Annotated in this window: 1 protein-coding gene; it reads right to left on the bottom strand. The window is 74.4% G+C overall.

What is annotated here, in order from left to right; genetic code table 11:
• Window positions 1–22: 22 nt before the first annotated feature.
• On the bottom strand, window positions 23–22,411 hold the full coding sequence (locus ACFYR3_RS42545; RefSeq protein WP_389287619.1) for an SDR family NAD(P)-dependent oxidoreductase: 22,389 nt from the start codon (window positions 22,409–22,411) through the stop codon (window positions 23–25).
• Window positions 22,412–22,464: the final 53 nt, after the last annotated feature.

Raw genomic sequence — 22,464 nt, 5'->3', positions numbered from 1 at the left:
AGATCCCGAACCCCTCGTCGTGTCAGGAGATCCCGAACTCCTTGCCGATGAAGTCGAAGAGGTCGTCGTCGGTGGCCGACTCCAGCGTCACGGGCACGTCGTCGCCTGCCTCCTCGACCGGTGCGTCGGCTTCGCTCCAAGCGGCCAGCAGGACCTGGAGCCGCTCGGTGATGCGGCCGCGGCCCGCCTCGTCCGGGGTGGCCGCGACGAGCGCCTTCTGCAGCCGGTCCAGCTCGGCGAGCAGCGGGGGGACCGCGGCCGCGCCGTCCTGCCAGATCTCTTCGCGCAGGAACTCCACGAGCGCGGCCGGGGTCGGGTAGTCGAAGACCAGCGTGGCGGGCAGCCGTACGCCGGTCGCCGAGGCGAGCAGGTTGCGCAACTCGACGGCGGTCAGCGAGTCGAAGCCCAGCTCGCGGAAGGATCGGTCCGTCTCCACCGCCTCCGGCCCGGCGTACCCGAGCACGGCGGCCACGTGGGTGCAGGCCAGTTCCAGCAGGGCTTCGTCCCGGGCTGCCGGGGACAGTCCGGCCAGACGCTCCCGCAGCGCGTTCCCGCCGTCGGCGGCGGCCTCAGCCGTCTGCGCGACGCGCCGGACCGGGGTCCGGACCAGGCCGCCGAGCAGCGGCGGCACCATGCCACCGGCCGCAACCTGGGCCCGCAGCGCGGCCAGGTCGAGCTTCACGGGGACCAGCAGCGGCTGCTCGGAAGCCGTCGCGGTGTCGAAGAGCGCCAGGCCCTCGGCCGCCTCCAGCGCGGATACCCCGCCCCGGCCAAGCCGCTCCCGGTCGCTCTCGCCGAGGTCACCGGTCATCGCGGACTCCGCGGCCCACAGGCCCCAGGCCAGCGAGGTCGCCGGCAGACCCCGCGCCCTGCGGTGCTGGGCCAGAGCGTCCAGGAAGACATTGCCCGCCGCGTAGTTCGCCTGACCCGCACCACCAAAGACTCCGGCGGCCGAGGAGAACACCACGAACAGGTCCAGATTCTCGGTCAGTTCGTGCAGGTGCCAGGCCGCATCCACCTTCGGACGCAGCACCCTGGAAACCCGCTCGGCGGTCAACGAACCGATCACGCCGTCATCCAGGACACCCGCCGTGTGGACCACACCCGAAACCGGATGCTCCGCCAACAGCCCCGCCAACGCCGCACGATCGGCCACATCACACGCAGCCCATACGACCTCCGCACCCAACCCGGCCAGCTGAGCCGTCAGTTCGGCCGCACCGGGAGCCTCCGCACCTCGACGCGAGACCAACAACAGCCTCCGCACACCGCGTTCCGACACGAGGTGCCGCGCGAACAGGCCACCCAGAGCGCCACTCGCACCCGTCACCAGGACCGTGCCCGCCGACGTCACGGGCTCCGTGTCGGCAACGGTCGCCCGTACCAGCTTCGGTACCCGTACGGTGCCACCACGGATCGCGAACTCCTGCTCGCCCTCGGCCAGTGCGGCCGGGAGGGCACGGAAGGAGGCGTCGGAGCCGTCGGTGTCGGCCAGGACCAGGCGGCCCGGGTTCTCGGACTGCGCCGAGCGCACCAGACCCCACACAGCGGAGTGGACCAGGTCGGTCACGTCCTCGCCCGGCACCGCTGAGACGGCACCCCGGGTCAGGAAGACCAGCCGGGAGCCGGCGAACCGCTCGTCCGACAGCCACTCCTGCACCAGGGCCAAGGCCCGGGCAGTGGCGGAGTGGACCGCGTCCGGGACATCGGCGACCTCGTCCACGACCAGCGGCGCACAGACCAACTCCGGTACAGAAGCGCCTGTTTCGGCGACCGTCGCCAGGTCGGCCCGCACCTCGTGGCGTACGCCCACGGCCGTGAGGCCGGTGTGCTCCGCGCCGTCCGCCGCGAGCAGGGCCCAGGGGCGCTGCCCGGTGGTGGGGACGGGTGCGAGTGGCAGCGCGGTCCAGTCGACCGCGTAGAGCGAGTCCTGTCGGCCGCCGCGCGCGGCGCCGATCTGCTCGGGCGACACCGCCCGCAGGACCAGCGAGCCCACGGAGGCCACCGGGGCGCCGGTGGTGTCGGTGATTTCCAGCGACACCGCGTCGCGACCGGCCGGGGCCAGCCGCACCCGTACCGCCGAGGCGCCCGTCGCGTGCAGGGCCACGTCGCTCCAGGCGAACGGCAGCCGGCCGCCCTCGGAGCCGTCGACCAGGCCACCGAGGCCCGCCGCGTGCAGCGTGGCGTCCAGCAGGGCCGGGTGCACTCGATACGCGTCGGCCGTCGACGCCGTCTCCTCGTCCAGCGCCACCTCGGCGAGGACCGCGTCGCCGTCCAGCCAGGCCGCGCGCAGGCCCTGGAAGGCCGGTCCGTACGCGAAGCCCGCGTCGGCCATGCCCTCGTACAGCCCGTCCACCTCGATCGGCTCGGCGCCGGCCGGCGGCCAGGCGGCTAGGTCGAAGGAAGCGGCCGGCGCGGCGACGGCGAGCACACCGGCGGCGTGCCGCGTCCACGGCTCGTCGGCCGGGGCGTCCTCGTCGCGGGAGTACAGCGACAGTCGGCGACGGCCGGAGCCGTCGGCGTCGCCGACCGAGAGCCGCAGCTGGACGCCGCCGCGTTCGGGCAGCACCAGCGGGGCCTCCAGGGTCAGTTCCTCCAGCGCCCCGCAGCCGACCTGCTCACCGGCGCGCAGCGCCAGCTCCACGAAGGCCGTGCCGGGCAGCATCACCGAGCCCATGACGGCGTGGTCCGCGAGCCAGGGCTGGGTAGCCGCCGAAAGGCGCCCGGTGAACACGAACCCGTCGGAGTCCGGGAGTTCGACCGCCGCGCCCAGCAGCGGATGGTCCGTCGCGCCGAGCCCGAAGTCCGTCGCGTCGCCCGGACCGGGCTGCACAGCGGCCGAGTTGAGCCAGTACCAGTCGCGCTGGAAGGCGTACGTCGGCAGTTCGACCTGGCGCGCCCTGACGGGCTCGAAGTACACCATCCAGTCGACGCGCGCGCCGTTGGCGTGGGCGTGGGCCAGGGCTGCGGTCAGGGTCTCCCCCTCGGGCCGCCCGGAACGGAGCGCGGGAGCGAAGGTGCCGCCCTCGACGCAGTCCTGGGCCATGGCGGAGAGGATCCCGTCGGGGCCGAGTTCGAGGTTCGTGGTCACGCCCGCGGCTTCGAGGGTGCGGACACCGTCGGCGAAACGGACCGCCTCACGGACATGACGGACCCAGAAATCGGGATCGGCCATGTCGTCCGTCACCAACATGCCGGTCAGGTTCGACACGACCGCGATACGGGGACTCTCGTAGGTCAGGCCCTCGGCGACCTTGCGGAAGTCGGCGAGCATCCCGTCCATGTGCGGCGAATGGAACGCGTGACTGACCGCGAGGCGCTTGGACTTGCGGTCCTTGAACGAGCGGACAACCCTCTCCGCCTCGTCCGCGTCACCCGCGATCACCACGGACCGGGGCCCGTTGATCGCGGCGATGCTCACCCGCTCGCCCAGGAGCGGCGCGACCTCGGCCTCGGTCGCCTCCAGCGCGATCATCACCCCACCCTCGGGAAGGGCCTGCATCAACCGACCACGCGCCGACACCAGCCGGCAGGCGTCGTCCAGAGACAGCACCCCGGCGACATGCGCGGCAGCGATCTCACCGATCGAGTGACCGGACACGAAGTCCGGCTTCACACCCCACGATTCGACGAGCCGGAACAACGCCACCTCGACCGCGAACAACGCAGGCTGCGCGAACTCCGTACGATTCAGCAGCTCGGCATCCGCACCGAACAGCACGTCCTTCAGCGGCAGTTCGAGATCCATCCGGCTCGCCACCGCGTCCAACGCCTTGGCGAACACCGGCTGGGACGCGTACAACTCACGCCCCATCCCCAGCCGCTGACTCCCCTGTCCCGTGAACAGGAAGGCGAGCCTGCCCGTGCCGCCGCCGGTGCCGCGTACGACGCCGCTCGCCGGCTCGGCCAACTCGAGGGCCGCCAGGCCTCGTACCAGTTCGTCGCGGTCACCGGCCACGATCACCGCTCGGTGGTCGAACGTCGCGCGGTGCGCCGCCAGCGAGTAGGCGACGTCGGCGGCAGACTGCTCCGGCAGCTCCTCCAGATGCGTCCGCAGCCGGGCGGCCTGGGCACGCAGCGCCTCCGGCGACCTCGCCGACAGCACGTACGGCAACTGGTCCGCGGTGGCCTCGGGAACGCGAGCCGCAGTGGGCTCCGCCGGGGGCTCCTCGATGATCGTGTGGGCGTTGGTGCCACTGATGCCGAAGGAGGAGACGCCCGCTCGGCGCGGGCGGCCGGTCTCCGGCCAGGCCACGGCCTCGGTGAGCAGCGAGACGGCGCCGGTCTCCCAGTCCACGTGCGGCGTGGGCTCGTCCACGTGCAGCGTCCTCGGCAGTACCCCGTGCCGCATGGCCATGAGCATCTTGATGATGCCCGCGACACCGGCAGCGGCCTGGGTGTGACCCATGTTCGACTTGATCGAGCCGAGCCACAGGGGCTCCTCCGCTTCGCGGTCCCGGCCGTAGGTGGCGAGCAGGGCCTGCGCCTCGATCGGGTCGCCCAGCGTGGTACCGGTGCCGTGCGCCTCGACCGCGTCGACCTCGGAGGCGGTCAGGCCGGCGTTCGCCAACGCGGCCCGGATGACCCGCTGTTGGGACGGACCGTTGGGCGCGGTGAGGCCGTTGGAGGCGCCGTCCTGGTTGATCGCCGAACCCCGTACCACCGCGAGGACGGGGTGGCCGTTGCGGCGGGCGTCGGACAGCCGCTCCACGAGGAGCATGCCCGCGCCTTCGGCCCAACTGGTGCCGTCGGCCGCCGCCGCGAAGGACTTGATGCGGCCGTCGGCCGCCAGGCCCCGCTGCCGGCTGAACTCGGTGAAGGTGCCCGGGGTGGACATGACCGTCACACCGCCGGCCAGCGCCATCTCGCACTCGCCGTTCTGCAGCGCCTGGATCGCCCAGTGCAGTGCCACCAGCGACGAGGAGCACGCCGTGTCGACCGTGACGGCCGGGCCCTCCAGACCGAAGGCGTACGAGACGCGGCCGGAGGCGATGCTGCCGGAGTTGCCGGTGCCGAGGTAACCCTCGACTCCGTCCGGGACGGCCGTGATCCGGGTCGCGTAGTCGTGGTACATGATGCCCGCGAAGACGCCCGTGCGGCTGCCGCGCACCGAGGCCGGGTCGATGCCCGCGCGCTCGAACGCCTCCCAGGTGGTCTCCAGCAGCAACCGCTGCTGCGGGTCCATCGCCAGCGCCTCGCGCGGCGAGATCCCGAAGAACGCCGGATCGAAGCGGCCGGCGTCGTGCAGGAAGCCGCCGGATCGGGTGTAGCTGGTGCCCTTGCCGTCCGGGTCAGGGTCGTACAGCGCGTCCAGGTCCCAGCCGCGGCCCTGCGGGAACTCCGAGATGGCGTCCACGCCACCCAGCACCACGCGCCACAGGTCCTCGGGCGACTCCACGCCGCCCGGGTAGCGGCAGGCCATGCCGACGATCGCGATCGGATCGTCGGCGAGCGGCCGTGCGGCGAGCACCGGAGCCTTTTCGACCTCTACGGTGTCCAGGCCGAGCACGTCGGCGAGCAGGTACGCGGCGAGGGCGTTCGGTGTCGGGTGGTCGAAGACCAGCGTGGCCGGGAGGCGTTCACCGGTCGCCGCGCCGAGCCGGTTGCGCAGCTCGACGGAGGTCAGCGAGTCGAAGCCCAGCTCCTTGAAGGCCCGGTCGGCCGGGACCTCGTCGTTGGAGGCGTGGCCGAGCACGCCCGCCACCTCGGTGCGGACCAGCTCCAGCAGCACGGTGTCCCGTGCCTCGGCGTCCAGCCCGGCCAGTCGGGTGCGCAGCACGGACCCGTCGGCCGCACCGCCCGCTCCGGCGGTCCGCCGCGGCGCGCGGACCAGTCCGCGCAACAGGTCGGGCAGCATTCCGGTACGGGCCTGGGCACGCAGCGCCCCCAGGTCCAGCGGCAGCGGGACGAGCAGCGCGTCGTCCGTGCGGCCGGCCGCGTCGAACAGGGCGAGGCCGGTCCGGGCGTCGAGCGAGCCGATGCCGCTGCGGTTGACCCGGTCGCGGTCGGCGGCCGACAGGTCGCCTCCCATGCCGTCCACTCCGGTCCACAGGCCCCAGGCCAGCGACGTCGCCGGCAGACCCCGCGCCCTGCGGTGCTGGGCCAGAGCGTCCAGGAACACGTTGCCCGCCGCATAGTTCGCCTGACCCGCACCACCGAAGACTCCGGCGGCCGAGGAGAACACCACGAACAGGTCCAGATTCTCGGTCAGTTCGTGCAGGTGCCAAGCCGCATCCACCTTCGGACGCAGCACCCTGGAAACCCGCTCGGCGGTCAGCGAACCGATCACGCCGTCGTCCAGGACACCCGCCGTGTGGACCACACCCGAAACCGGATGCTCCGCCAACAGCCCCGCCAACGCCGCACGGTCGGCCACATCACACGCAGCCCATACGACCTCCGCACCCAACCCGGCCAACTGAGCCGTCAGTTCGGCCGCACCGGGAGCCTCCGCGCCTCGACGCGAGACCAACAACAGCTTCCGTACACCGCGTTCGGACACCAAGTGCCGGGCGAACAGGCCACCCAGGGCGCCACTCGCACCCGTCACCAGGACCGTGCCGGACGGCTCGACGGTCGGCACGGTTCGCTCCGTGGCCCGCGCCAGACGCGGTACGAGGAGGGCGCCGTCACGCACGGCGAGCTGCGGCTCGCCGGTGGCCAGTGCCTGCCCCAGCAGGTCGGGGGCGTCCGCGTCGATCAGGCCGAAGCGGCCGGGGTTCTCGGACTGGGCCGAGCGGACCAGGCCCCACATCGGGGCGTGGACCAGGTCGGGCACGTCCTCGCCCGGCACCGCCGCGACGGCACCCCGGGTCAGGAAGACCAGCCGGGAGCCGGCGAACCGCTCGTCGGACACCCACTCCTGGACCAGGTCCAGCGTCCACTCGGCGATCTCGTGGACCGCGCCCGGAACGTCACCGACGAGCGGACCGCCGCAGGGGACCACCAGCGCCGGGGGCACCTCGGCGCCCTCGACCACGGCCGCGCCCAGCGACGCCAGGTCCGCGAACGCCTGCGAGCCCGCGCCGAGCATCACCCAGTCGTCCAGAGCGTCGTCGGCGGGCAGCCGCGTCCACTCCACCCGGAACAGGGCGTCCCGCGTGACGTCCTCGGCGCCGGCCGGCTGGTCGCGGTCGACTGCGCGCAGCGCCAGCCCGGCGACCGAGGCGACCGGCTCGCCGGTGGCGTCGGCGACGGTCAGCGCGACCTCACCGCCGCGACCGGTGGTGAGGCGCACCCGTAGCTCGGCGGCGCCCACGGCGTGCAGGGACACACCCGACCAGGCGAACGGGAGGCGGCCCTCGCCGTCCCCGCCGCCCACGGCCAGGGCGTGCAGCGCCGCGTCCAGCAGCGCGGGGTGCAGGCCGAAGCGGGGTGCCTCGTCCCGCGCCGCGTCGGGGAGCGCCACCTCGGCGAACACCTCGTCGCCCTTGCGCCAGACGGCCCGTAGCCCCTGGAAGACCGGGCCGTAGCCGAAGCCGGATGCGGCCAGGCCCTCGTACAGCCCGTCGACCTCGACGCGCTCGGCGCCGGCCGGCGGCCACTCGGCCAGGCCCTGCGGGGGCTGTCCGGTGCCGGTGGTGAGCGTGCCGGTGGCGTGCCGGGTCCACGGCCGTTCGGTGTCGGCGCCCTCGGTCCGCGAGTGGAACGCGATGGCGCGCCTGCCCCGCGCGTCGGCCGCGCCGAGCGAGAGGCGCAGCTGTACGCCGCCCTGCTCGGGCAGGACGAGCGGGACCTCCAGCGTCAGATCGTCCACCAGTTCGCAGCCGACCTGGTCGCCGGCGCTGAGCGCCAGCTCCACGAAGGCCGTGCCGGGCAGCAGCACCGCGCCCGCGACGGCATGGTCCGCCAGCCAGGGATGCGTGGTCAGGGACAGCCGCGCGGTGAACACGTGGCCGTCGGAGTCCGGCAGTTCGACCGCCGCGCCCAGCAGCGGGTGGTCCGTCGCCGCGAGACCGGCCGAGGCGACATCGCCCTGGGAGCGCCCCGCGTCCAGCCAGTACACCGAGCGCTGGAAGGGGTACGTGGGCAGGTCCACGTGGCGGCCGTCGGCACCCGCGAAGAGGGGCGACCAGTCGAGGATCGCGCCGTTGACGTGCGCGAGGGCGAGCGCGGTGACGGCGGTCTCGGCCTCGTCGCGTCCGGCGCGCAGGGCGGGGACGAAGACAGCGGCGTCGGCGTTCCCGTCGGTCACGCAGTGCTGGCCCATGGCGGAGAGCACCCCGTCCGGACCCAACTCGACAAACATGGTGACGCCGGCCGCTTCCAGGGCGCGGATGCCGTCGGCGAAGCGGACCGCTTCACGGACATGACGCACCCAGAACTCGGGCTGCGTCAACTGCTCCGAAGCGAGAGCACCGCTCACATTCGAGATCACCGATAGCTTCGGCAGCTCGTACGTCAGGGACTCGGCCACGGCGCGGAATTCGTCGAGCATGCCGTCCATGTGGGGCGAGTGGAAGGCGTGGCTCACGGTGAGGCGCTTGGACCTGCGGTCGCCGAACGATCCAGCGATCCTCTCGACCTCATCCGCGTCACCTGCGATGACCACCGACCGTGGGCCGTTGATCGCCGCGATGCTCGCCCGCTCCGACAGCAGCGGCGTGACCTCGGCCTCAGTGGCCTGGAGCGCGATCATCACCCCGCCCTCGGGCAGCGCCTGCATCAGCCGACCACGCGCCGACACCAGTCGGCACGCGTCCTCCAGCGAGAACACCCCAGCCACATACGCAGCCGCGATCTCACCGATCGAGTGACCGGCAACAAAGTCCGGCCGCACACCCCACGACTCGAACAACCGGAACAACGCCACCTCGACCGCGAACAACGCAGGCTGCGCGAACTCCGTACGGTTCAACACCTCCGCGTCCGCACCGAACAGCACCTCCATCAGAGGCAGTTCGAGCTCCATCCGGCTCGCCACCGCGTCCAACGCCGCCGCGAACACCGGATAGGCGGCATACAACTCACGCCCCATACCCAGCCGCTGACTCCCCTGCCCCGTAAACAGGAAGGCGAGCTTGCCGCCGACGGCGGAGCCGCTGACGACACCGGGGACGGCGCGCCCCTCGGCGAGGGCGGCGAGGCCGGTGCGGTAGCCGTCGGCGTCGCGCGCCACGACCGCGGCGCGGTGGTCGAAGAGTGCGCGGGTGGTGACGAGCGCGTGGCCGGTGTCGGCGAGGGGCGGCGCCGGGTGGGCGTCGAGGTGGGCGAGGAGCTGGGCGGCCCGGGCGCGCAGGGCCTCGGGAGTGCGGGCGGACAGGGACCAGGGCAGCACGGCGGGCGCGGCACCCTCATGCCCCTCGACCGTGGACGCGGACTCCGACCGCACCTCCGCCGCGGCCACGGCTCCCGACCGCTCCTCGGACGCGGGCGCGAGTTCCGGCCGCCGCTCCTTGGCGGTCGCGGTCGCCGGCGCCATCTCGATGATGGCGTGGGCGTTGGTGCCGCTCATGCCGAAGGAGGAGACGCCGGCGCGGCGCGGGCGGCCGGTCTCCGGCCAGGCGCGCTGCTCGGTGAGGAGTTCGACGGCTCCGGCGGACCAGTCGACGTGCGGGGACGGCTCGTCCACGTGCAGCGTCCTGGGCAGGATGCCGTGGCGCATCGCCTGGACCATCTTGATGATGCCCGCTACACCGGCGGCGGCCTGGGTGTGACCGAAGTTGGACTTGATGGAACCGAGCCACAACGGCCGGTCCTCAAGCCGGTCCTGGCCGTACGTGGCCAGCAGCGCCTGCGCCTCGATCGGGTCGCCGAGCCGCGTGCCCGTGCCGTGCGCCTCGACGGCGTCGACGTCGGCGGTGGTCAGGCCCGCGTTGGCGAGGGCCTGACGGATGACACGCTGCTGCGAAGGACCGTTCGGGGCGGTCAGACCGTTGGAGGCACCGTCCTGGTTGACGGCGGTGCCCCGGACCACGGCGAGCACCTTGTGGCCGTTGCGGCGGGCGTCGGACAGCCGCTCGACGAGCAGCATGCCCGCACCCTCGCCCCAGGCGGTGCCGTCGGCGGCCGCCGCGAAGGGCTTGCAGCGGCCGTCGGCGGCCAGGCCGCGCTGCCGGCTGAACTCGGTGAAGACGTCCGGGGTGGTGATGATCGTGACGCCACCGGCCAGGGCGAGCGTGCACTCACCGTTGCGCAGCGCCTGGGCGGCCAGGTGCAGCGCGACCAGCGAGGAGGAGCAGGCCGTGTCGACCGTGACGGCCGGGCCCTCGAAGCCGAAGGTGTAGGAGACACGGCCGGAGGCGATGCTGCTGGAGCCGCCGGTGCCGAGGTAGCCCTCGACGCCCTCGGGGACGGTGTTCAGCCGGGAGACGTAGTCGTTGTGCATCTGGCCGACGAACACGCCGACCTGTCCGCCGCGCAGCCCCGTCGGGTCGATGCCGGCGCGCTCGAACGCCTCCCAGGACGTCTCCAGCAGCATGCGCTGCTGCGGGTCCATGGCGAGGGCCTCGCGCGGGTTGATGCCGAAGAAGGCGGGGTCGAAGTGGTGGGCGTCGTAGAAGAATCCGCCCTCCCTGGCGTACGAGGTGCCGGGGCTGTCCGGGTCGGGGTCGTAGAGCGCCGCGGTGTCCCAGCCGCGGTCCTCGGGCAGCCGGTCGATGCCGTCGCGCCCCTCGGCGAGCAGCTCCCACAGGTCCTCGGGATCGCGTACGTCGCCGGGGAAGCGGCAGGCCATGGCGACGATGGCGATCGGGTCGTCGGCGTCGGCGGTCGCGGCGGCGGCCCTGGGGACGGCCGCCGCGGCCTCGGAGCCGAGGAGTTCGTCCAGCAGGTAGCCGGCGAGGGCGTTGGGCGTGGGGTAGTCGAAGACGAGCGTGGCGGGCAGCCGGATACCGGCGGCGGCGCCGAGGCGGTTGCGGAACTCCACGGCGGTCAGCGAGTCGAAGCCCAGGTCCTTGAAGGCGCGGGCGGGTTCGACGGCGTCGGGCGTGGCGTGGCCGAGGACGGCCGCGACCTGGCCGCGTACGAGGTCGAGCAGGAGCGGGGTGCGCTCGTCCTCGGGGAGCCGGACGAGCCGCTCCACGAGCGAGGTGCCGGCTGTGGTGGCGGCCTCCGCGACACGCCGGGCGGGGGCCCGGACCAGGCCGCGCAGCAGGGCGGGGACCATGCTCGCGTCGGCGTGGCGCAGCGAGGCGGAGTCGAGTCGCATGGGCACCAGGAAGGCGTCACCGGTGGTGTGCGCGGTGTCGAGCAGGGCGAGGCCCTCCTCGGAGGACAGGCCGAGCACGCCGGAGCGCGTCATGCGGTCCTTGTCGGCGGTGTCGAGTTCGCCGGTCATGCCGCTGGCCTCGGCCCACAGGCCCCACGCGAGCGCTGTGCCGACGAGGCCGTGGGCCTGCCGGTGCCGGGCGAGGGCGTCGAGGAAGCCGTTGGCGGCGGCATAGTTAGCCTGGCCCGCGCCACCGAAGGTGCCGGCGGCGGAGGAGAAGAGCACGAAGTCGGCCAGGTCCAGGTGGCGGGTCAGCTCGTGCAGGTGCAGGGCGGCGTCGGCCTTCGGCCGGAGGACGGTGTCCAGCCGCTCGGGCGTGAGGGCCCCCACGACGCCGTCGTCGAGGACGCCGGCGGTGTGCACGACCGCGGTGAGCGGGTGGGCGTCGGGCAGCTCGGCCAGGAGTGCGGCGACCGCGTCGCGGTCGGCGACGTCGCAGGCGGCGACGGTGACGGAGACACCCAACTCCTCGAGTTCGGAGACGAGTTCACGTGCCCCTGCCGCTTCGGGGCCGCGCCGGCTGGTGAGGACCAGGTGGCGGGCGCCGCGGGATGTGACGGCGTGCCGGGCGACGAGCGCGCCCAGGGTGCCGGTTCCGCCGGTGATCAGGACGGTGCCCTCGGGGTTCCAGGCGGCCGGCAGGGTCAGCACGATCTTGCCGACGTGGCGGGCCTGGCTGAGGTGGCGGAAGGCCTCGGGGGCCTGCCGCAGGTCCCAGGCGGAGACCGGGATCGGGCGCAGCGCGCCGGAGCGGAAGAGGGCGAGGAGCTCGGTGAGCATCTCCTGGATGCGGTCGAGCCCGGCCTCGGTGAGGTCGAACGCCTGGTACGTGACGCCGGGGTGGGCGGCGGCGACGTCCCGGGGGTCGCGCACGTCGGTCTTGCCCATCTCCACGAACCGGCCGCCGCGCGGCAGCAGGCGCAGTGAGGCGTCCACGAACTCCCGGGCGAGGGAGTCCAGTACGACGTCCACGCCGCGGCCGTCGGTGGCGTCGCGGAAGGTGCCCTCGAAGTCGAGGGTGCGGGAGGAGGCGATCCGGTCGTCGGCGAGGCCGAGGCCGCGCAGGGTGTCCCACTTGCCGGGGCTCGCGGTCGCGAAGACGTCGGCGCCCCAGTGGCGGGCGAGCTGGACGGCGGCCATGCCGACGCCGCCGGCTGCGGCGTGCACGAGCAGGGACTCGCCGGTCCGCAGCCCGGCCAGGTCGTGCAGGGCGTAGTAGGCCGTCATGAAGACGATCGGGACGGCGGCGGCCTCGGTGAAGGTCCAGCCCTCGGGCATCGGGGCGATCATGCGGCGGTCGACCACGGTGAGCGGTCCGAACGCGCCGGGGAGCATGCCCATGACGCGGTCGCCGGGGGCGAGGTCGGTGACGCCGGGGCCGGTCTCCAGGACCACGCCCGCGCCCTCGCTGCCCATCAGGCCGGGGTCGCCGGGGTACATGCCCAGGGCGTTGAGCACGTCGCGGAAGTTGAGACCCGCGGCACGCACGGCGACCCTGACCTGGCCGGGTTCCAGGGGTGCCTCGACGGCCGGGTCGGCGACGAGGGTGAGGTTGTCGAGGGTTCCCTTGTCCTCGATGTCCATGCGCCAGGCGAGGCTGTCCGCGGGCGGGGTGAGCCGGGTGCCGGAGGGCACCCGGGCCAGACGCGGGGCGTGTACGGTGCCGCGGCGCAGCGCGAGCTGGGGTTCGCCGGTGGCGAGGGCCGCGTCGAGGGCGTCGGCGGAGGCCATGTCGCCGTCGAGGTCGACCAGGACGAACCGGTCGGGGTTCTCCGACTGGGCGGTGCGCACCAGGCCCCACACCGGGGCGTGGGCCAGGTCGGCGACGTCCCAGTCGCTTCGGGTGGCGACGGCGCCGCGGGTGACGAACACCAGACGGGCGGCGGCGAAACGGTCGTCGGCGAGCCACGCCTGGACAAGGGCGAGAGCCTGGTGAGTGGCGCGGTGGACGCGCTCGGCGAGGACGTCGGCGTGACCCGGGGGCTGCCGGTCGAAGTGGACCAGCACATGGCCCGGCACCTCGGGGCCGACGGCGGCGTGCAGCGCGTCCAGGTCGACGGCTCCCGCGTCGGGGACGTCGAGCACGGGGTGCGCCGACCGCTCGGCCGGAGCGTCCTCGGCGGGGGCGGCGACGGGCACGGTGGCCCAGTCGACGCGGTACAGCGACTCGTGGTGTGCGGTGCGGGCGCTGCCGAGCCGGTCGGCGGAGACCGGGCGCAGCATGAGGCCGGAGACGGCGGCGACGGGCGCGCCGGTGGGGTCGGCGAGCTGGAGGGAGAGGGAGTTCTCCCCGTCGGGCGTCAGGCGCACCCGCAGGGTGGTGGCGCCGACGGCGTGCAGGGCGACGCCGCGCCAGGAGAAGGGCAGTCGGCCCTGCCGGGTGCTGCCGTCGGGGGCGGGCTGGACGAAGGTGGCGTGCAGGGCGGCGTCGAGCAGCGCGGGGTGCAGGCCGAAGCGGGCGGCCTCGGCGCGGGCCTGCTCGGGCAGGGCTACCTCGGCGTAGACGTCCTCGCCGTGCAGCCAGGCGGCGCGCAGGCCCTGGAAGACCGGGCCGTAGGCGAAGCCGCCCTGGGCGAGGTGCTCGTAGAGTCCGTCGACGGCGACGGCCTCGGCGCCGGGCGGGGGCCAGGCGGCGAGATCGAAGGCGGGCGCGGGGGCGCCGGGCGCGAGGACGCCGCTGGCGTGACGGGTCCAGGGCTCGTCGGCCGGTGCCTCGGGGTCGCTGGAGTACAGGTCGAGGGTGCGCCGGCCGCGCTCGTCGGCGGTGCCGAGGACGATCTGGATGCGTACGGCGGCGCGCTCGGCGATGACCAGCGGGGCTTCGAGGGTGAGTTCCTCCAGCAGGTCGCAGCCGGCCTGGTCGCCGGCGCGCAGCGCCAGCTCGACGAAGGCGGTGCCGGGCAGCAGCACGGTGCCCATGACGGCGTGGTCGGCGAGCCAGGGATGGCTGTCCAGGGAGAGCCGGCCGGTGAAGAGGTACCCGTCGCCGTCGGCGAGGGAGACGGCGGCGCCGAGCAGCGGGTGGTGGGCGGCGCCCAGACCGGCGGACTCGACGTCCCCGATGTGTCCTGCGGGGGCCTCCAGCCAGAACCGTTCGCGCTGGAAGGCGTAGGTGGGCAGGGCGGCCCGGCGGGCGCCGGTACCGGTGAAGTACGCGTCCCAGTCGACGGGCACGCCGCGGGTGTGCAGGGTGGCGAGGGCGGTGGTCAGGGCCTCGAGCTCGGCGCGGTCGCGGCGCAGCGCGGTGACGAGGACGGCCTCGGAGTCGGCGAGCACCTCGCGGCCCAGGCCGGTGAGCACGCCCTGCGGGCCGAGTTCGAGGTACGTGGTGACGCCGGCGGCTTCGAGGGCGCGGACACCGTCGGCGAAGCGGACCGCCTCACTGACATGCCGGACCCAGAACTCGGGCTGCGTCAACTGCTCCGAAGCGAGAGCACCGCTCACGTTCGAGATCACCGGTATCTTCGGCGGCTCGTACGTCAACCCCCGCGCCACGGCGCGGAAGTCGTCGAGCATGGCGTCCATCAGCGGCGAGTGGAAGGCGTGGCTGACGGTGAGGCGTTTGGTCCGCCGGCCGCGCTGCTCGAACTCGGCGGCGATCTTCAGGGCGAGGGTCTCCTCGCCGGAGACGACGACGCTGTCGGTGGTGTTGACGGCGGCGATGCCGATGCGGTCCTCGTGACCGGCGAGCAGCGGCAGCACCTCCTCCTCGGTGGCGGCCAGCGAGATCATCGCGCCGCCCTCGGGGAGGGCCTGCATGAGCCGGCCTCGCGCGGCGACGAGGGTCGCGGCGTCGGCGAGGTCCAGGACGCCCGCGATGTGCGCGGCGGTGATCTCGCCGATGGAGTGGCCGGTGACGAAGTCGGGCCGTACGCCCCAGGACTCCATCAGCCGGAACAGCGCGGTCTCCAGCGCGAACAGGGCGGGCTGGGTGTATTCCGTACGGTCGAGGAGGTCCGCGAGGTCGCCGTCGGTGGCGAACAGCACGTCCGCCAGGGGCTGTTCGAGGTGCGGGGCGAACGCGACGCACACGGCGTCGAGGGCGCGGGCGAACTCCGGGCGGGCGGCGTACAGTTCGCGGCCGGCACCGAGGCGCTGGCTGCCCTGTCCGCTGAAGAGCACCGCGAGACGACCGTCGCCCGGAGGGTGCTGCACCAGTCCGCCGTTCGGCCGTTCCTCGGCCAAGTCGCCCAAGGCGGTGAGGAGTTCGGCACGGTCGCCGACGACGAGGGCGGCGCGCCGGTCGAGGGCGCTGCGGGTGGTGGCCAGGGACAGGGCGAGGTCGGCCGGGGTCGTGCTGGCGTGCTCCGGCCGGGCCAGGTGCCCGGCGAGCGCGGCGGCCTGGGCGCGCAGCGCGGCCGGGGTGCGCCCGGAGAGCACGTACGGCAGCGGTGTGCCCGCGGGGAGGGTGGCCTCCGGGGCGGCGGCGGGTTCGTCGGCGGGCGGCTGCTCGATGATGACGTGCGCGTTGGTGCCGCTGACGCCGAAGGAGGAGATGCCCGCGCGGCGCGCGCGGCCGGTCTCGGGCCAGGTCGCGCTCTCGGTCAGCAGCGAGACGGCGCCGGCCTGCCAGTCGACGTGCCGGGAGGGTTCGGCGATGTGCAGGGACGGCGGCAGGACGCCGTGGCGCATGGCCTCGACCATCTTGATGATGCCCGCGGCACCGGCGGCGGCCTGGGTGTGGCCGAGGTTGGACTTGATGGAGCCCAGCATCAGCGGGCGCCCGTCGGGCCGGCCCTGGCCGTAGGTGGCGAGCAGCGCCTGCGCCTCGATGGGGTCGCCGAGGGTGGTGCCGGTGCCGTGCGCCTCGACGGCGTCGACGTCGGCGGTGGTCAGGCCCGCGTCGGCGAGGGCCTGACGGATGACACGCTGCTGCGAGGGACCGTTCGGGGCGGTCAGACCGTTGGAGGCACCGTCCTGGTTGACGGCGGTGCCGCGCACCACGGCCAGGACGGGGTGGCCGTTGCGGCGGGCGTCGGAGAGGCGCTCCACGAGGAGCATGCCCGCGCCCTCGGCCCAGCCGGTGCCGTCGGCGTCGTCGGAGAAGGACTTGCAGCGGCCGTCGGTGGACAGCCCGCGCTGCCGGCTGAAGTCGATGAAGGTGTCCGGGGTGGACATCACGGTCACACCACCGGCCAGCGCCATGTCGCACTCGCGGTTGCGCAGCGCCTGCGCAGCCAGGTGCAGCGCGACCAGCGAGGAGGAACAGGCGGTGTCGACGGTGACGGCCGGCCCTTCCAGGCCGAAGGTGTACGAGACGCGGCCGGAGGCGACGCTGCCGGCGGTGCCGGTGCCCAGGTAGCCCTCCAGGCCCTCGGGCACGGCGGGCAGCCGGGTCAGGTAGTCGTGGTACATCACGCCGGCGAAGACGCCGGTGCGGCTGCCGCGCATCGAGGAGGGGGCGATGCCGGCGCGTTCGAAGGTCTCCCAGGACGTCTCCAGCAGCAGGCGCTGGTGGGGGTCCATGGCGAGGGCCTCGCGCGGGTTGATGCCGAACAGGTCGGCGTCGAAGTCGGCGGCGTCGTGCAGGAAGCCGCCCTCACGGGTGGAGGAGGTGCCGGCCCGCTCGGGGTCGTCGCTGTAGAGGGCGTCGAGGTTCCAGCCGCGGTCGGTCGGGAAGGGCGAGACGGCGTCGCCGGAGTCGGCCACCAGGCGCCACAGTCCCTCGGGGCTGGTGACCCCGCCGGGGTAGCGGCAGGCCATGGCGACGATGGCGATGGGCTCGTCGCCGAGCGCGCCGGCGACCGCGGTCGCCGGCGCGGTGTCGGCGGCGTCGCCGAGGAGTTCGGTGCGCAGGAACGCGGCGAGCGCGGTCGGCGTCGGGTAGTCGAAGACGAGGGTGGCGGGCAGTCGGACGCCGGTGGCGGAGCCGAGGCGGTTGCGCAGTTCGACGGCGGTCAGCGAGTCGAAGCCGAGCTCCTTGAAGGCGCGGGCCGGGTCGACGGCCTCCGGACCGGGGTAGCCCAGGACGGCGGCGACCTGGACGCGCACGGTGTCCAGCAGCAGCCGGTCCCGATCGGCGGGCGCCAGGGGCAGCAGGCGGTCGGCGAGGCCCGTGGCCGGCGCGTCGCCGGGGGTGCGGGCGGCACGCCGGGCGGGGGTGCGGACCAGGCCGCGCAGCAGCGCCGGGACCGCGTCGGAGTCGGCGTGGCGCAGCGAGGCCAGGTCCAGGTGCATGGGCACGGCGGTCGGGTCGCCCACGGCGCGGGCGGTGTCCATCAGCGCCAGGCCCTGCTCGGAGGAGAGCGCGGCCACACCGGCGCGGTTGATGCGCTCCAGGTCGGCGTCGCCGAGCTCGCCGGTCATGCCGCTGCGCTCGGCCCACAGACCCCAGGCGAGGGAGGTGGCGGGCAGTCCCGCGGCGTGCCGGTGCTGGGCGAGGGCGTCGAGGAAGACGTTGGCGGCGGCGTAGTTGGCCTGGCCCGGCCCGCCGAGGGTGCCGGCGGCGGCCGAGAACAGCACGAACGCCGCGAGGTCCACGTCGCGGGTCAGTTCGTGCAGGTGCACGGCGGCGTCCGCCTTGGGCCGCAGCACGGTGTCGATCCGCTCGGGGGTGAGGGATTCGAGGATGCCGTCGTCCAGGACGCCCGCGGTGTGCACGACCGCGGTCAGCGGGTGCTCGGCGGGGACGGTGTCCAGCAGCGCCGCGAGCGCGGCGCGGTCGGCGGTGTCGCAGGCGGTGAGGGTGACGCGGGCACCGGCCCGCTCCAGTTCGGCGACGAGGTCGGCGGCGCCGGGGGCGCCGGGGCCGCGCCGGCTGGTCAGGAGCAGGTGGCGTACGCCGTGTTCGGTGACCAGGTGGCGGGCGACGAGCGCGCCGAGGGTGCCGGTGGCGCCGGTGACCAGGGCGGTGCCTTCGGGGTCGAGGGCCGGGGCCTGCTGGTCGGGGAGGGCGGCGACGCGGGACAGGCGCGGCACCAGGGTGCGCCCCTCGCGCAGCGCCAGTTGGGGCTCGTCGGTGGCGAGGGCGGCGGGCAGGGCGCGCAGGGACTCGGCGCGCCCGTCCAGGTCGACCAGGCGGAAGCGGTCCGGGTGCTCGGACTGGGCGGAGCGCAGCAGGCCCCACAGTGGGGCGTGGGCCGGGTCGGCCAGGTCGGAGCCGGCCGCGGTGGCGACCGCGCCGCGGGTGACGAACACCAGGCGGGAGTCGGCGAACCGGTCGTCGGCGAGCCACGCCTGCGCCAGCTCCAGCGCGCGGTGCAGGGCCTCGCGCACGGCGCCCGGCAACGCGGCGTCCACGCCCGCCGGGCCCTCGGGCGCGGCGACGAAGGGGACGAGGACGGCCTCGGGGACGGGACCGCCGGTCGCGAGGGCGGCACCGAGGGCGGCCAGGTCGGTGTGGGCGGCGGCGGTGGGCAGGGCGGTGGCCAGCTCACCGTCGGCGCCGCCGAGGAGCGCCCACTGGCCTGCGGCGACGGTGGTCGCGGCGGGCACGGGCGCGGCGCTCCACTCGACGCGGAAGAGCGCGTCGTGGAAGGCGCTGCGGGCGGCGTGCACCTGGTCGGGCGAGACGGGGCGCAGCAGCAGGGCGTCGACGGCGGCGACGGGCGTGCCGGTCTCGTCGGCGAGGCTCACCGCCACGGTGTCGGTGCCGGCCGGGGTGAGCCGGACCCGCAGGGCGCGGGCGCCGACCGCGTGCAGGGCGACGCCGCTCCAGGAGAAGGGCAGCCGGCCGTGCTCGGTCTCGGTGAGCAGTGAGCCCATGCCGACGGCGTGCAGGGCGGCGTCCAGCAGGGCCGGGTGCAGCCCGAACAGGGCGGCTTCGGCGTGTGCCTGCTGGGGCAGCCGGATCTCGGCGAAGACCTCTCCGCGGCGCTCCCAGGCGGCGGTCAGGCCCTGGAAGACGGGTCCGTAGGCGAAGCCGTTGGCCGTGAGGTAGTCGTACAGGCCCGTGACGTCGACCTCGGTGGCGCCCTGCGGCGGCCAGGTCGTCAGCTCGGGGTCGGCGACGGCGGTACGGGCGGTGGGGGTGAGCCGGCCGGTGGCGTGCCGGGTCCAGGTGCCCTCGCCCCAGCTGTCGTCGGCGGCGTCCTCCGGCCGCGAGTGCAGGGTCAGCGCACGGTCGCCGTGCTCGTCGGGCGCGCCGACGGCGAGCTGGATCTGCACCCCGCCGTGCGGGGGCAGCACCAGCGGCGCCTCCAGGGTGAGCTCGTCGAGCACCGCGCAGCCGACGTGGCTGCCGGCCTGGAGGGCGAGTTCGACGAAGGCGGTGCCGGGCAGCAGCACGGTGTCCATCACCGTGTGGTCGCCGATCCAGGGGTGGGTGGCCAGCGAGAGCCGGCCGGTGAAGAGGTGGCCGTCGCCGTCGGCGAGCGCGATGGCCGCGCCAAGGAGCGGGTGGTCGGCCGAGCCGATGCCGACGGCGCTGACGTCGCCGTTCCAACCGGTTGGCTGCTCCGGCCAGTACAGCTCGCGCTGGAAGGCGTAGGTGGGCAGTTCCACGCGCCGCCCGCCACGGCCGGTGAAGACGGCGCGCCAGTCGACACGGGTGCCGTGGGCGTGGGCGCGGGCGACGGCGGAGGCGAGGGCGGCCGGTTCGGGGCGGTCGGCGCGCAGCACGGGCGCGAAGACGGCGTCGGGTTCGGTGACGCTCTCCTGGGCGAGGGCGGTGAGCACTCCGCCGGGGCCCACCTCGACGAAGGTGGTGACGCCGTGGTCGGCCAGGCGCCGCACGCCGTCGTGGAAGCGGACGGTCTCGCGCACATGGCGCACCCAGTAGTCGGCGGAGCCGATCTCCTCGGCGGTGACGGAGGCGCCGGTCAGGTTGGACACCAGCGGCACGACGGGAGCCGCGTACGCGACGGTCTCGGCGACCTCGCGGAAGGCGTCGAGCATGCCGTCCATCAGGGGCGAGTGGAAGGCGTGGCTGACGGTGAGGCGCTTGGTGCGCCGGCCGCGTTCGCGCAGGGCGTCCGCGACGGCCCCGGCGGCGTCCGCGTCGCCGGAGACGACCACGGAGCGCGGGCCGTTGACGGCGGCGATGCCGAGGAGGCCGGGGTGCTCGGCGAGGAGCGGGGCGACCTCGTCCCAGGTCGCCTCGACGGCGATCATGGCGCCGCCCTCGGGCAGCGCCTGCATGAGCCGGCCGCGCGCGGCGACCAGCCGGGCCGCGTCGGCGAGGGTGAGCACGCCCGCCACGTGGGCGGCGGCCAGCTCGCCGATGGAGTGGCCGACGAGGAAGTCGGGGGTCAGGCCCCACTGTTCGAGCTGGCGGTACAGGGCGACCTCGACGGCGAACAGCGCCGCCTGGGTGTACGCGGTGCGGTCGATCAGGGCGGCCGCGGCGCTGCCTTCGGCCGCGAACAGCACGTCGTACAGCGGGCGTTCGAGGTGCGGGTCGAGGGCGTCGCGCACCTCGTCCAGGGCGCGGGCGAAGCCGGGATGGGTGGCGTACAGCTCGCGGCCCATGCCGGCGTGCTGGCTGCCCTGTCCGGGGAAGAGGAACGCGGTCTTGCCCTCGGTGGTGGCGCCGACGACGGTGTCCGCGCCGGGCTCGCTGGCCGCCAGCGCGGCCAGGTCGGCCAGGAGTCGCTCGCGGTCGGCGGAGAACAGTACGGCCCGGCGGTCGAGCGAGGACCGGCTGGTGGCCAGCGAGAGCCCGAGGTCGGTCAGGCTGGCGGGGTCGGCGGCGAGCGAGGGGTGCTCGCGCAGGTGGGCGGCCAGCCGCTCGGCCTGGGCGCGCAGGGCCGTGTCCGTCTGGCCCGACACCAGCAGTGGCACCGGGCCGGTGGCACCGGCGACGGCGTCGCCGCCACCGGACGTGTCGCGACCGGACGTGTCGCCGGCCGCGCCGTCGGCCGGCTCCGGCTCCGCCGGCTCGGGGGCCTGCTCGACGATGGTGTGGGCGTTGGTGCCGCTGACGCCGAAGGAGGAGATGCCCGCGCGGCGCGGCTGGCCGGTCTCCGGCCAGGCCACGGCATCGGTGAGCAGTCGCACGTCGCCCGCGGACCAGTCCACGTTCTCCGACGGGCGGTCGATGTGCAGCGACTCGGGCAGCACCCCGTGCCGGATGGCCTGCACCATCTTGATGATGCCGGCGACACCGGCGGCGGCCTGGGTGTGGCCGATGTTCGACTTGACGGAGCCCAGCCACAGCGGCCGGCCCTCGGGCCGGTTCTGCCCGTACGTGGCGAGGATGGCCTGCGCCTCGATGGGGTCGCCGAGGGTGGTGCCGGTGCCGTGCGCCTCCACCACGTCCACCTGCGCCGGGGTGAGACCGGCGTTGGTGAGTGCCTGGCGGATGACGCGCTGCTGGGACGGGCCGTTGGGCGCGGTCAGGCCGTTGGAGGCGCCGTCCTGGTTGATGGCCGAGCCGCGCACGATCGCCAGCACCGGGTGCCCGTTGCGGCGGGCGTCGGACAGCCGCTCCACGAGCAGCATGCCCACGCCCTCGCCCCAGCCGGTGCCGTCGGCGCCGTCCGCGAACGGCTTGCAGCGGCCGTCGGGCGCCAGCCCGCGCTGCCGGCTGAACTGGACGAAGGCGCGCGGGCTGGACATGACGGTGACACCGCCGGCGAGGGCCATGGTGCACTCGCCGTTGCGCAGCGCCTGCACCGCCAGGTGCAGCGCCACCAGCGACGCCGAGCACGCCGTGTCGACGGTGACCGCCGGGCCTTCCAGACCGAAGGTGTACGACAACCGGCCCGAGACGACGCTGGCGGCGTTGCCGGTCAGGAGGTAGCCCTCCACGCCCTTGGGGACCTCGCGCAGCAGCTCGGGGTAGTCCTGGCCGTTGGTGCCGATGAAGACACCCGCCTTGCTGCCGCGCAGGGTGGCCGGGTCGATCCCGGCCCGTTCGAAGGTCTCCCAGGAGCTCTCCAGCAGCAGGCGCTGCTGCGGGTCCATGCCGAGGGTCTCGCGCGGGGAGATCCCGAAGAACGAGGCGTCGAACTCGCCGACCCCGTCCAGGAATCCGCCCTCACGGGTGTACGACGTGCCCTGCTGATCGGGGTCGGCGTCGTACAGCGACTCGATGTCCCAACCGCGGTCGGTGGGGAAGTCGGTGATCGCGTCCCGTCCCTCGGACACCATGGTCCACAGGTCCTCCGGCGACTGGACGCCGCCGGGGAACCTGCACGCCATGCCGACGATCGCGATCGGCTCCGGCTCCTTGGCCTCGACCTCGCGCAGGCGCTGCCGCGTCTGATGCAGATCGGCGGTCACCCGCTTCAGATAACCGAGGATCTTGTCCTGCTCTGCCATTGGAACCTCACCCATACTTCTCGTCACAAGCCCTTGCACCTGCTACTGGCTGC

It is taken from the genome of Streptomyces sp. NPDC005784 (assembly GCF_042871525.1).
Classification (GTDB): Bacteria; Actinomycetota; Actinomycetes; order Streptomycetales; family Streptomycetaceae; genus Streptomyces.
This window is presented reverse-complemented; position numbering and strand designations above follow the sequence as displayed.

What these genes read in the sequence shown, in the direction of transcription:
- ACFYR3_RS42545 (WP_389287619.1), bottom strand. Translation starts at nt 22,411, where the DNA reads ATGGCAGAGCAGGACAAGATCCTCGGTTATCTGAAGCGGGTGACCGCC.